The 12711-nt window shown below is 64.3% G+C and carries 11 protein-coding genes; 5 read left to right on the forward strand and 6 right to left on the reverse strand.

Annotation, left to right across the window (positions count from 1 at the left end; all coding sequences use genetic code 11):
• The first annotated feature begins 60 nt into the window (after positions 1-60).
• The 3 genes from ACYQ12_RS07970 (at position 61) to ACYQ12_RS07980 (ending at position 3741) form a co-directional block, all read left to right on the forward strand.
• Positions 61-1707, forward strand: a complete 1647-nt coding sequence (locus ACYQ12_RS07970) for an AMP-binding protein (protein WP_459869915.1) — start codon at positions 61-63, stop codon at positions 1705-1707.
• A gap of 62 nt (positions 1708-1769) precedes the next feature.
• Positions 1770-2537: an SDR family NAD(P)-dependent oxidoreductase gene (locus ACYQ12_RS07975; protein ID WP_459869917.1), complete on the forward strand. Its 768-nt coding sequence runs from the start codon at positions 1770-1772 to the stop codon at positions 2535-2537.
• 13 nt (positions 2538-2550) lie between these two features.
• Positions 2551-3741: an acetyl-CoA C-acyltransferase gene (locus ACYQ12_RS07980; RefSeq protein WP_459869920.1), complete on the forward strand. Its 1191-nt coding sequence runs from the start codon at positions 2551-2553 to the stop codon at positions 3739-3741.
• Between the two features lie 18 nt (positions 3742-3759).
• Here the strand turns inward: ACYQ12_RS07980 and ACYQ12_RS07985 are convergent, their stop codons facing one another.
• The 6 genes from ACYQ12_RS07985 to ACYQ12_RS08010 form a co-directional block, all read right to left on the reverse strand.
• Complete coding sequence (locus tag ACYQ12_RS07985) at positions 3760-4338, reverse strand: hypothetical protein (protein ID WP_459869923.1); 579 nt, start codon at positions 4336-4338, stop codon at positions 3760-3762.
• 7 nt (positions 4339-4345) lie between these two features.
• Positions 4346-5707 (reverse strand): TRAP transporter large permease, encoded by a 1362-nt coding sequence (locus tag ACYQ12_RS07990; RefSeq protein ID WP_459869925.1) that lies wholly within the window; start codon positions 5705-5707, stop codon positions 4346-4348.
• Complete coding sequence (locus tag ACYQ12_RS07995; RefSeq protein ID WP_459869927.1) at positions 5697-6359, reverse strand: TRAP transporter small permease subunit; 663 nt, start codon at positions 6357-6359, stop codon at positions 5697-5699. Before ACYQ12_RS07995 ends, ACYQ12_RS07990 begins: the two co-directional genes overlap by 11 nt.
• Positions 6359-7456, reverse strand: coding sequence for a TRAP transporter substrate-binding protein (locus tag ACYQ12_RS08000; RefSeq protein WP_459869930.1), 1098 nt, complete (start codon positions 7454-7456; stop codon positions 6359-6361). Before ACYQ12_RS08000 ends, ACYQ12_RS07995 begins: the two co-directional genes overlap by 1 nt.
• A 259-nt stretch (positions 7457-7715) precedes the next feature.
• A complete protein-coding gene (locus tag ACYQ12_RS08005; protein ID WP_459869932.1) occupies positions 7716-9110 on the reverse strand; it encodes a sigma-54 interaction domain-containing protein in 1395 nt (464 codons plus the stop codon).
• A 195-nt stretch (positions 9111-9305) separates the two neighbouring features.
• Positions 9306-10235 (reverse strand): LysR family transcriptional regulator, encoded by a 930-nt coding sequence (locus tag ACYQ12_RS08010; protein ID WP_459869935.1) that lies wholly within the window; start codon positions 10233-10235, stop codon positions 9306-9308.
• Positions 10236-10377: 142 nt separating this feature from the next.
• Between ACYQ12_RS08010 and ACYQ12_RS08015 the strand changes: the two genes are divergently transcribed.
• Together ACYQ12_RS08015 and ACYQ12_RS08020 are read left to right on the forward strand one after the other, a co-directional pair.
• Positions 10378-11895, forward strand: a complete 1518-nt coding sequence (locus ACYQ12_RS08015; protein WP_459869938.1) for a CoA-acylating methylmalonate-semialdehyde dehydrogenase — start codon at positions 10378-10380, stop codon at positions 11893-11895.
• 11 nt (positions 11896-11906) lie between these two features.
• Complete coding sequence (locus tag ACYQ12_RS08020) at positions 11907-12683, forward strand: enoyl-CoA hydratase (protein ID WP_459869941.1); 777 nt, start codon at positions 11907-11909, stop codon at positions 12681-12683.
• Positions 12684-12711 lie beyond the last annotated feature (28 nt).

Raw genomic sequence — 12711 nt, forward strand, 5'->3', positions numbered from 1 at the left:
CACCATCCAGAGGCATCCTTCTACGGTTCCACAACAATCACAAACCGAGGAGTCAACGCCATGTTTCACCGGTTCACGGCATCCACCCCGCGCGATTATTCCGCAGCGACTGCCGAATTCGATTATCAGCATGTCGTGGACGCCACCCTGGCGGGCCGTCTCGACGCCATGAACGCCTGCATCGAGTGCTGCGATCGGCATGCCCTGCCGGGACGGGTGGGACTGTTCTGGGAAGGCGCGGACGGTGCCAGCGAGATGCATACCTTCGCCCAGCTTCAGCGGCAGGCCGCCCGGTTCGCCAACTTTCTTCACGCCCAAGGCGTCGAGCCGGGGGACCGCGTGGCGGGCCTATTGCCGCGCATTCCCGAACTGCTGGTGACGATTCTTGGCACCTGGCGCCTGGGCGCGGTCTACCAGCCGCTGTTCACCGCCTTCGGTCCCAAGGCGATCGAGCATCGCCTGAACGTCGGCAAGGCCCGGCTGGTGGTGACCGACGGGGCCAACCGGCACAAGCTCGACGAGATTGCCGACGTGCCGCCTGTCGTCACCGTCGGCGGCGACAAGGGACGGGGCATCCGGCGCGATGATTTCAGCTTCTGGAGCGAACTGGAGCGGCAGCCTGCACACTTCGAACCGGTCATGCGCAACGGTGACGATCCGTTCCTGCTGATGTTCACCTCCGGCACCACGGGGCCGGCCAAGCCGCTGCAGGTGCCGCTCAAGGCCATTGTCGCCTTCGTCGGTTACATGCACGACGCGGTTGGCCTGCGCGAGGAGGATGCCTTCTGGAACTTCGCCGACCCGGGCTGGGCGTATGGCCTGTATTACGCCGTGACCGGCCCGTTGGCGATGGGCCACCCGACGACCTTCTACAATGGGCCTTTCACGGTGGAGAGCACCTGCCGGGTGATCCGCAAGTATGCCATCACCAATCTGGCCGGCTCGCCCACGGCCTATCGCCTGCTCATGGCGTCCAGCGACGAGGTCGAACAGGCCCTGCGCGGACAGTTGCGTGTCGTCAGCAGCGCCGGCGAGCCGTTGAATCCGGAGGTGATCCGCTGGTTTGCCGAACGGCTCGGGGTCACCATCCATGACCACTACGGGCAGACCGAACTCGGCATGGTGGTATGCAACCATCATGCCTTGGAGCATACCGTGCGCCCCGGCTCGGCAGGGTTTCCGGTGCCCGGACATCGCATTGCGGTGCTCGACGAGAACTATCGGGAGCTGGGGCCGGGCCAGCCCGGTATCCTCGCCGTCGACCGACGCCAGTCACCGCTGTGCTGGTTCGCAGGCTACCAGGACATGCCGACGTCCGCCTTCGTCGGGGATTACTATCTGAGTGGCGACACCGTCGAGTGGAACGATGATCAGAGCATTAGCTTCATCGGACGCAGCGACGACGTGATTACCACTTCGGGCTACCGGGTCGGGCCCTTCGATGTCGAAAGCGCCCTGCTCGAACATCCTGCAGTGGCCGATGTCGCCGTGGTCGGCAAGCCCGATCCGCAGCGTACCGAAATCATCAAGGCCTTCGTGGTGCCGGGAGCCCGGTACCGGCCCGATGATGAACTGATCGAGACGCTACAGCAGCACGTGCGCCAGCGTCTCGCGGCCCATGCCTATCCCCGCGAGATCGAATTCGTGGAGGCGCTGCCGAAGACGCCCAGCGGCAAGGTACAGCGCTTCATCCTTCGTCAACGTTAACCGTGACCCTGACGCGGCGGATATCCGCCTGGCGCAGGGCACCAGCATATCGAGGCTAGTGCATGCATATCGATAAACACGTGTTCATCGTCACCGGGGCGGGATCGGGGCTCGGCGCGGCCACCGCCCGGATGCTGGTCGAGGCTGGAGGCCGGGTCATACTGGTCGACATCAATGCCGAAACCGCCGAGGCGCTGGCCGCGGAGCTGGGCGAGACGGCAGGCGTTGCCGTCGCCGACATCAGCCGGGAGGAGGATGCCGCCGCCGCCATACAGGTCACGCGGGAGCGATTCGGTGCGGTGCACGGGCTGGCCAACTGCGCGGGGATTCTCAATGCCGAGAAGGTGCTTGGCAGGGAAGGGCCGCATCGTCTGGACAGTTTCGCGCGCACCATCAACGTCAACCTGATTGGCAGCTTCAACATGCTGCGTCTGGCGGCACAGGCCATGGCGGACAACGCGCCGGATGGCGAGGGCGAGCGCGGCGTCATCATCAATACCGCCTCGATCGCGGCCTACGATGGCCAGATGGGGCAGACCGCCTACGCGGCGTCCAAGGGCGGCATCGCCAGCCTGACATTGCCGGCGGCCCGGGATCTGGCCCGCTACGGTATCCGCGTGATGACCGTCGCCCCCGGCATCTTCGAGACGCCGATGATGAGCGAGCTGCCGCAGGAGGCGCACGATGCGCTATGCGCGAACGTGCCGTTTCCCTCGCGCCTGGGCCGCCCCGGAGAGTACGCGGCGCTGGTGCGTCACATCATCGAGAATCCCATGCTCAATGGCGAGGTGATCCGTCTCGACGGCGCCTTGCGGATGGCGGCCAAATAGTCTGGAGGCATTTATGACAACATCGGATCCCGTCGTGATCGTCGGCGCCGCCCGCACCCCGATGGGCGGTTTTCTGGGCGATTTGCAGGGGCTGACGGCCCCCCAGTTGGGTGCCGCGGCCATTCGTGCGGCACTCGAGCGCAGCGGCCTGACGCCGCAGGCGGTCGAAGAGGTGCTGTTCGGCTGCGTGCTGTCCGCCGGGCTGGGGCAGGCGCCGGCGCGCCAGGCGGCTCTGGGAGCCGGGCTGGAGAAATCGACGCTGTGCACCACGCTCAACAAGATGTGCGGCTCGGGCATGCAGGCGGCAATTCTCGCCCACGACACGTTACTGGCCGGCAGTCGCGAGGTGGCCGTGGCCGGCGGCATGGAGAGCATGTCCAACGCCCCCTACCTGCTTGAGAGGGCGCGCAGCGGCTACCGCATGGGCCATGGCCGAGTGCTGGATCACATGTTCCTCGACGGGCTAGAGGACGCCTACGAGCCGGGCCGCCTGATGGGCACCTTCGCCGAGGACTGCGCCGAGGCTCACGGCCTGAGCCGTGAGGCCCAAGATGCCTTTGCCGTCGCCTCGCTGACCCGGGCCCAGCAGGCCATCGATGACGGCACCTTCGCGGCCGAGATCGTGCCGGTGACGGTGAAGGCCGGCAAGCAGGAGCGGACCGTAGAACACGACGAACAGCCCCCCAAGGCGCGACTGGACAAGATACCCGGACTGCGGCCCGCCTTTCGCGAGGGCGGCAGCGTCACGGCGGCCAATGCCAGTTCCATCTCCGACGGTGGCGCCGCTCTGGTGATGATGCGCCGCTCCCAGGCCGAACGGCGCGGCCTGACACCACTGGCCATCGTTCATGGCCATGCCGCCTTCGCCGATGCGCCGAATCTGTACCCGACGGCGCCGATCGGCGCCATCCAGCGCCTGGCGGAAAGAACCGGCTGGTCGCTGGCCGACGTCGATCTGTTCGAGATCAACGAGGCCTTCGCCGTGGTCAGCATGGTGGCGATGAAGGAACTCGACCTGCCTCACGACAAGGTCAACGTTCACGGCGGCGCCTGTGCGCTGGGACATCCGATCGGCGCCTCGGGGGCGCGTATTCTGGTGACGCTGCTCAACGCCCTGCGCCATCGTGGGCAGCGCCGGGGCATCGCCGCGATCTGCATCGGTGGGGGCGAGGCGACCGCCATGGCCATCGAGAATCTTCAGTAACGGCGGGCGAGCCGCTGCTCAGGCGTCGCGAAGATGCAGCACCTGTCCGGTCAGGGCCCGTCCGCCGCCGCTGGCGAGGAAGCGCGCGCAGTCGGCGATTGCCACGGAGGAGGCGCCTTCGGGACAGAGAAGATTGACGCGCACGCCGGAGCCGGCCCCTTCGGCGAGGCGCCGGACCAGAGCCGCCAAGGCCTCGCGTACCATGCTGTCTGCCTGGCTTTCCCCTTCGGGTGCAATGGCGATCAGCCGGCCTCCGCCACGGCTATGCATCCAGGCGCGCGCGACCTGCAACAGACTCGTCGGCGCCGCGACCTGCTCGCTCAGGCGGCGCTCCAGCGGCACGTCGCGTGACAGCGGCTCCGGGGCGCATACCAGGACATCGAGGCGTCCTAGCCGGCCTAGCAATACGTCCAGCGCCCCCTCACCGACCGTCACTCCGAAACGATCGTCACTCTCGCCGCCCAGGCTATCGAGTGCCCGGGCCAGGCTCGCTGCATCGGCGATGAGCAGTGCCACGATCGCGCCTTCTTCCAGAAAAGCCCGTGCCAGGGTCGCGACAACACCGCCGCCGCCGGCGATCAGTACATGCTTGGCCATGGCTTCCTCAGGGCATCAGACCGGGTAGCCACAGCGCCAGAGCGGGGAAGAAGATACATAGCGCTAGCCCGGTGAGTTGCAGCAGCACGAAGGGAATGATCGAGCGGTAGATGGTGCCGATGCCGATCCGTCCCTCGGTGATGCCCTTGAGATAGAACAGGGCATAGCCGAAGGGGGGCGTCAGGAAACTGGTCTGCAGATTGATCGCCACCAGGATGGCGAACCAGACCAGCAAAGCCTGGCCGGAAAGCCCGTAGCCGAAATCGAGAGCTGCGAATACCGGGGCCACCAGCGGCAGCACCACGAAGCTGATTTCGATCCATTCGAGAAAGAAGCCCAGCACGAAGATCAGAGCCATGATCAGCAGCAGCAGGCCGTATGGGCCGAGTCCGGTGCCGGTGATCAGCTCTTCGATCATGTAATCGCCCCCCAGACGCTTGAAGACCACCGAGAAGCAGGTGGCACCGATCACGACGAAGAGAATCATCGCCGAGGTGCGTGAAGTCTCGCGGACCGCGTCGCGCAGGGTGGCGAAATCCAGTCGCCGCAGCACGCCGGCCAACAGCAGGCTGCCCGCCGCCCCGATGGCCGCTGCCTCGGTAGGGGTGGCGATACCCGCCATGATCGAGCCCAGCACTGCGGTAATCAGTAGCACCGGCCCCAGCAGGTCGCGTAGCAATGCCAGCGCCAGCGGTGTGGTGTCCGCATCCGCGGCATCGGCATTGGCCAGCGGCGCCCAATCGGGCTTGAGGCGGGCGGTGATCAAGAGGTAGGCAATGTACAGCCCGCCCAGCAACAGGCCGGGGATCAGCGCAGCCTTGAACAGCGCGCCTACCGAGACCTGCAGGATCGAGCCCATCAGTACCAGCATGATCGAGGGAGGGATGAGGATGCCCAGCGTGCCCGAGGCGGCAATGACGCCGCAGGCCATTTCGGCGCGATAGCCCTGCTTGAGCATGACCGGTAAAGCCAGCAGACCGAGCATGACCACCGAGGCGCCGATGATGCCGGTACTCGCCGCCATCACGATGCCCAGCAGGGCCACCGATACTGCCAAGCCTCCGTGGGTGCGCCCGAACAGGCGTTGCAGGGTCAGCAGCAGGTTCCTGGCGACGCCGGAGCGTTCCAGCATCAGCCCCATGAACACGAACAACGGGATGGCAATCATTAGCCAGTTCTCGACCACCCCGCCGAAGATACGCGAGCCGACGGTGCCCAGGAAGGGGATCGGGATATCACCGATGAAGGCAAACACGATGCCCAGCCCGCCAAGCAAAAACGCCACCGGATAACCAGTGAAAATGCCTGCTAGCAATGCTGCCACCATGGTCAGGGCCAGGCCGTACTCGTTGAGGAAATCAGCTGACATGAGGTGGCTCCCTGTCATGACTGGCCGCGGCTTCCGCCGGTGTCACCATCGGCTCGAGTCGCCGAGGGTCGAAGAGCCCCGCCAGATGATCGAACACCTGCCCCAGCGCACCGACGGCCAGGAATACCAGGCCGATGGGCAGCATCGCTTTTATCAGGTAACGGTCGGTGAGCCCTCCATAGTTGGAACGCTCACCGGACAGGTAGGACATCGCCACGAAGTGTTGCGACAACCAGGCCACCAGCAGACAGAAGGGAATCAACAGCAGTAGATGTCCCAGGATGTCGACGATCGCTCGGCCGCGCGGCGACAGCTTCTGGTAGACCAGATCGACGCGCACGTGGGTATCGTGATGCAATGCATAGGTGCCGCCCAGCAGGGTCAGGATACCGAAGAGGTGCCACTGCAGTTCGGTGATACTGTTGATGGTCAGGGCGTTGCCGAACAGCGGCACGCTCCTCTCCCAGCGAGCGATTTCATTGAGCCCCAGCGCGTTGAGCGTGACGGTGGTGAGCACGGCGAGCATGACCAGCAGCACCAGCCAACTGGTCACGCGACCGACGACAAGGCCGACGCCGACAAGCGGACGGGCCAGCGCCGCGCACACCGCCCCGCTCCGCGCCCGCCAGGGCGCGAGGCGAGCGGTCGTCATCACTGTGCTCCTTCAACCGGCTTGGGAGCGGGCAATGCTTGCAGTTCGTACCATTCATCGATCAGCCCGACATGCTGCATCAACGACTCGTAGGCTTCCTTGAACGCTGGGTTGTTATCCATCTCTTCCTGACGCACCTCGACCCAGGCGTTCTGCAGCGCCTCGATCACCGAGTCGGGGAAGCGGCGGACCTTGACGCCTTTCTCCTCGAGCCGATGAATCGTACGCACCTGTTCGGGCGGCGCCTCGGCCATCGCCCACTGCAGGGTGGCGCGACAGGCTGTCTCGAACTGCGCCTTGCGCTCGTCGCTGTAGCTGTCCCATACCTGCTGGTTGACCAGCAGCGAGAACCAGCTGGCGCTCTGGTGCCAGCCGGGGAAATAGTAATAATCGGCCACTTCGTCGAAGCCCATCGCAGCGTCTACCTGGGGAACCGAAAATTCGGTAGCGTCAACACGGCCGCGTTCAAGGGCCAGATAGATCTCGTTGCCGGGCACCAACTGGGTGGAGGCGCCGAGCTTGTTAAGCACCTTGGCGCCGAGTCCCGAGATGCGCATCGACAAGCCCTGGAAGTCCTCTGGTGAATTGATCTCCTTGTTGTACCAGCCACCGGTTTCCTGAGGCGAAATGAAGCACGGCAGGACTTTCACGCCGTAAGGATCGTAGGCCTTCTGTAGCAGCTCGGTGCCTTCATCGGCCCACATCCAGGACATGAAAGCTTCCGGTGTGGGGCCGAACGGCAGCGCGCCGTAGAGATTGGTGACGGGAACGGTACCGGCCCAGTAGCCGATCCAGTCCCATCCCGCCTCGACAGCGCCAGAGGAAACCGAGTTGAAGACCTCGAAGGGCGGTACCAGGTCGCCGGGTTCATGGACGCGTAACGTCACCGCACCGCCGGTGGCCCGTTCCAGTTCCTCGGACAGGTGTACCGCGCCGGCACCGAGGAAGTTCTGGGTGGAAAAGGTACTGGCAACTTCCAGGCGCTTGGGGCCTTCGGCCAGCGCAGGCGTCGCTAGCAAGACGCTCAGTGCAGCTACGGTCGATGTTGTCAGACAGGTACGCGGGCAGGGAAAGCATGTCGTATATGAACGTGGCATGAGTTACTCCTTGGCGTGTTGTTATTGTGTGGGCGTCAGCCGACCGCTACGTTCCACGCAAGAACGCCGCCAGAAAGTAAAAGAGCTTTAATTTTTAATTGTTTAAAGATGCGATATACAACGCATAACCCGCCTTGGGGCTTGGCGGCGACAGGCAAGGCCATGAAGCGTCCGGCTGAGCGGACGGTTCGGGGGGAACATCGCGCCGACAGCCGGGCAGAGGCGCTCAAGATGTGTCCGGAATACCAGACGGTGTCCGCTATTCCGGACGTATCATGCCGTGACGGGCCAGCTTTTCGTAGAGCGAGGACTTGGCGATGCCCAGCTGTCTGGCCGCCTGGGTTCGGTTGCCTCCGCAGGTAGACAAGGCGGCACGCAGTGCCTCGCACTCAGCACGGGCCAGCGTCGACTTAAGCGTGCCGCCGAGGGCTAGCGCCGGACAGGTCCGTTGCAGTGTTTCCGGCAAATCGGACTCATCGAGACAGGCTCCGCCCAGATAGAACGCCGCCTCGAGCACATTCTCCAGCTCGCGTACGTTGCCTGGCCATGGATGGGCGCAGAGCCGTGACAGTGCCGCCGGGGTCAGCATTGGGCAGCGCCGGCCGCGACGATGCGCTAGTCGCGCCAGCAGATGACGGGCGAGGACCGGTATATCCTCGCGACGCTCGCGCAGCGGTGGAATGACCAGTGGTACCACGTTGATGCGGTAAAACAGGTCCTCGCGGAATTCGCCGCGCTCGACCAGGCTCTCCAAAGGCCGGTGAGTCGCGGCCAGCACGCGCACATCCACCGGCAGCAGACGGGTTGCGCCTACTGCTTCGATTTCGCGGTCCTGCAGCACACGCAGCAGTTTGGCCTGCATGGTCAGCGGCATGTCGCCGATCTCGTCGAGAAACAGGGTGCCGCCGTGGGCGAGCTGGAACTTGCCCGGCTTCCCTCCCTTGCGCGCACCGGTGAAGGCGCCTTCCTCATAACCGAACAGCTCGGCTTCGAGCAGCTGTTCGGGAATCGCCGCGCAGTTGAGCTTGATGAAGGGACCTGCGGCACGCTCCGACAGACGATGCAGAGCATGGGCATACAACTCCTTGCCGGTGCCCGACTCGCCGCGAATCAGAACCGATGCATCGCCCGGCGCAACCTTGCGTACCTTGGCGCTCAACTCGCGCATGACAGGGCTTTCACCCACGACATCAGCCAGTTGCCAGCGTGCCCCGGCGCGGGCATCCAGTGCCGTGCGATAGTAGTCCACCTCCGCCTTCAGCGCCTTGACCTGAGCATTCATCTGACGCCATTCCCAGGTGTCGTGGTAAATCACCGTGCCGATGGCACCGATGATCTTTCCGCCGGCCTGGATCGGATAGCGATGAGCAATCATGTGATGACCCCGTAGCATCTGCAACTGAGCCAGTTCGGCCTGACCCGATGCCACTACCTGGGGCATGCGGGTATTCTCGATCACCTCCCGCACGTCACGGCCCACCACCTCCTGAGCATCGACTTCGAGAAAGGCTGCATAGGGGGCGTTGAGATAGACGATTCGGGCATCGGCATCCACTACCACCAGCCACTCCGCCATGGCATCAAGTGCCGCAGGCAGCAGTGGTGACGGATTACCGGCTTCAACAGCTGGCAGACGATAAGCGTCAGCTTTCATGAGGGCCTCCAGATGCGAGGCGTAGTGTCCGAGGCGAATGGCGGGACGACCGCGAGGTCACGTGGGGAGCAAGATGTTCCATGGGGTGTCTTCCCGATTATTGTTGTAAGGGGGAGCGATTGGCTGGATGAATCCTGAGCATCCGCAGCGAGCGCGACACTGTCAAAGCGACCAAGGCAGGGGGGCGAAGGACATTCAGTCCGGTGGAAAGTCGCCGGGCTCGGCATGGCCCATCATGGTGGCCTGGGTGGCCTGCGCCGTGGCACGCAGATGATCCCAGGTGGCCCGCATGCGAGCCACGTCCCTGAGTTCGGTGGGCATCAGCATCCAGAAGGTGCGGACGAACTCCACCTGGTCCGCGAGTACCCGGCGTAGCCTCGGTTCTGCACTGGCGGCGAAGGTGGGGAGGATGGCGATGCCCGCACCGGCGGCACAAGCCTGTTGCTGAGCCAGAATGCTGGTACTGCGCAAGGCGACGTGTCGCGGACGGCCGAGTTCCTCAAGATAGCAGAGTTCCTTGCTGTAGAGCAGGTCGTCGATATAGCTGACGAAGGTGTGCTGGCGCAAGTCCTCGCGGGTGCGGATCGGCGGATGGTGGCGCAGATACGCATCGGAAGCATAGAGCCGCAGCACGTAATCGGTGAGCCGGGTGATGGTAAAGGGGCCTCGCTCGGGGCGCTCGAGAGTAATGACGATGTCCGCTTCGTGACGCGAGAGCTGAACCGTGCGCGGCACCGCCAGCAGATCGACGCTGAGGTCGGGATGACGCGCGGTGAGGCTGGCCAGGTGAGGAGCGAGCATGGCGACACCGTATCCTTCGGTGGCACCGATCCTGACCAGGCCCGACAGGTTGTCGCGTCCCCCCGGCGCATACTGCTCGATGGACAGGCAGGCACTTTCCATGGCCTCTGCCCGAGGCAGCAGGTTGCGGCCATTCTCGCTGAGGCGATAACCCGCGGCGGCACGGATGAACAGCGGCATGCCGAGCGCCTTCTCCAGTGCCTGTACCCGGCGGGCCACGGTAGTGTGGTCGACCCCCAGGCGCCGTGCCGCCACGGTCAGCTTGCCGGCCCGGGCCAGCTCGAGGAAATAGCGCAGATTGTCCCAGTCCAGAGGTTTTTGCATGGCTTGTCTGTGCAAAAATGCAGAGTTTATCTGCATTTCGTCGTGTTGTATTCCGCAGCGACGCACCTAGTATCGTTAATACCCTTGGTATCGCTTGGGTTATCAGGCTCACAACAACATTTCCAATACGAGCGATTCACCTATGCCAGCGCAACACGATGCTTCCACTCCCACCGTCAAGCTGTTGATCGGCGGGGAGCTGACCGAATCCACCACGACGCAGTGGCGCGACGTGATCAATCCCGCGACCCAGGAGGTATTGGCGCGCGTGCCCTTCGCCACGGCTGATGAAATCGAGGCGGCGGTGGCCAGCGCCAGGGCCGCCTTCAAGACATGGCGCAAGACGCCGATCGGCGTACGCTCGCGTATTTTCCTCCGATACCAGCAGCTGATTCGCGATCACATGCAGGAGTTGGCGGCGATTCTCACTGCCGAGCAGGGCAAGACGCTACCGGATGCCGAAGGCGATGTGTTCCGAGGTCTGGAGGTGGTGGAACACGCCGCCGGGATCGGCAATCTGCAACTTGGCGAACTGGCCAACAACGTCGCCGGCGGTGTCGATACCTACACCCTTCTGCAGCCGCTGGGCGTCTGCGCCGGGATCACACCGTTCAACTTTCCGGCCATGATCCCCCTGTGGATGTTCCCGATGGCTATCGCCACCGGCAATACTTTCGTGCTCAAGCCCTCCGAGCAGGACCCGATGGTCACCATGCGGCTGGCCGAACTGGCGATCGAAGCCGGTATCCCGCCAGGGGTCCTCAACGTGATCCATGGCGGCGAGGAGGCCGTCAACGCGATCTGCGACCATCCGGCCATCAGGGCCGTGTCGTTTGTCGGCTCCACCCGGGTGGGCACGCATGTCTACCAGCGCGCCTCCCAGGCGGGCAAGCGCGTACAGTGCATGATGGGAGCCAAGAACCACGCCATCGTCATGCCCGATGCCAACCGCGAGCAGACCCTGAACAGCCTGGCCGGGGCGGCATTCGGCGCAGCAGGGCAGCGCTGCATGGCGGTATCCGTCGCGGTGCTGGTGGGCGAGGCCAACGACTGGCTCCCGGAGCTCGTCGACAAGGCCCGTTCGCTCAGGATCAGTGCGGGACACGAGGCCGACACCGATGTCGGGCCGCTGATCTCCTGTGCAGCGCTCGAGCGCGTCAAGGGGCTGATCGAACGCGGCCGGCAGGAGGGCGCGGAGCTGCTGCTCGACGGACGCGATCCGGACGTTGCGGGCTACGAGAAGGGCAACTTCGTGGGGCCGACGATCCTCTCGGGAGTGACGCCAGAGATGTTGGTCTATCGTGAGGAGATATTCGGGCCGGTGCTATGCGTGATGCACGCTGCGAGTCTGGACGACGCCATCGAGCTGATCAACGCCAATCCCAACGGCAACGGCACGGCCATCTTCACCCGTTCCGGTGCCGCCGCGCGGCACTTCCAGGAGGAGATCGACGTGGGGCAGGTGGGCATCAACGTACCGATTCCCGTGCCGGTGCCGATCTTCTCCTTCAGCGGCTCGCGGGGCTCAAAGCTGGGCGATCTGGGCCCTTACGGCAAGCAGGTCGTGTCCTTCTACACCCAGACCAAGACGGTCACCTCGCGCTGGTTCGATGAGCAGGAGGTCGGCGGTACCGTCAACACCACCATCACGCTGAAATGAACGGGGGCTCCATGAACTACCAGAATCTGCAACTCGAACGTCACGGTAATGTCGCCCTGATCATCCTCGACCGGCCTCAGGCATTGAACGCGCTGTCTCCCGAGCTGACGGTAGAGCTCTCGACGCTGCTCGACGAGCTCGAGGCCGACGATGATATCAGCGTGGCGGTGCTCACCGGCAGCGACAAGGCCTTCGCCGCCGGCGCCGATATCAAGGCGATGAAGGACTGGTCGTACATGGACGTCTATCAGGCCGACTTCATCACCGCCACTTGGGAGCGTATCTCGACCTTCCGCAAGCCGGTAATCGCCGCGGTCGGCGGCTACGCCCTGGGCGGAGGCTGCGAGCTGGCGATAATGTGCGACTTCATCATCTGCGCCGAGACGGCAAGGTTCGGACAGCCGGAGATCACCATCGGCACCATTCCCGGCGCGGGCGGCACCCAGCGATTGGCGCGCTTCATTGGCAAGTCCAAGGCCATGGACATGGTGCTCACCGGCCGCATGATGGATGCCGAGGAGGCTGAACGCTGCGGTCTGGTCAGCCGCGTGGTGCCGGCCGAGCAACTGCGTGAGGAAGCCCTCGCGGTGGCCGAGCGGATCGGGCAGCTTTCCACGCCGATCACGATGATGGCCAAGGAGGCCGTCAACCGGGCCTTCGAGACCACGCTCGCCGAGGGTGTGCGCTTCGAGCGGCGCCTGTTCCATTCGACCTTTGCCACGCAGGATCAGAAGGAGGGCATGGCCGCCTTCGTCGAGAAGCGCAAGCCCGACTTCAAGAATCGCTGAGTCGGCACGGATCCTGACGTATCGCGCA

The organism is Halomonas shantousis (assembly GCF_054654615.1).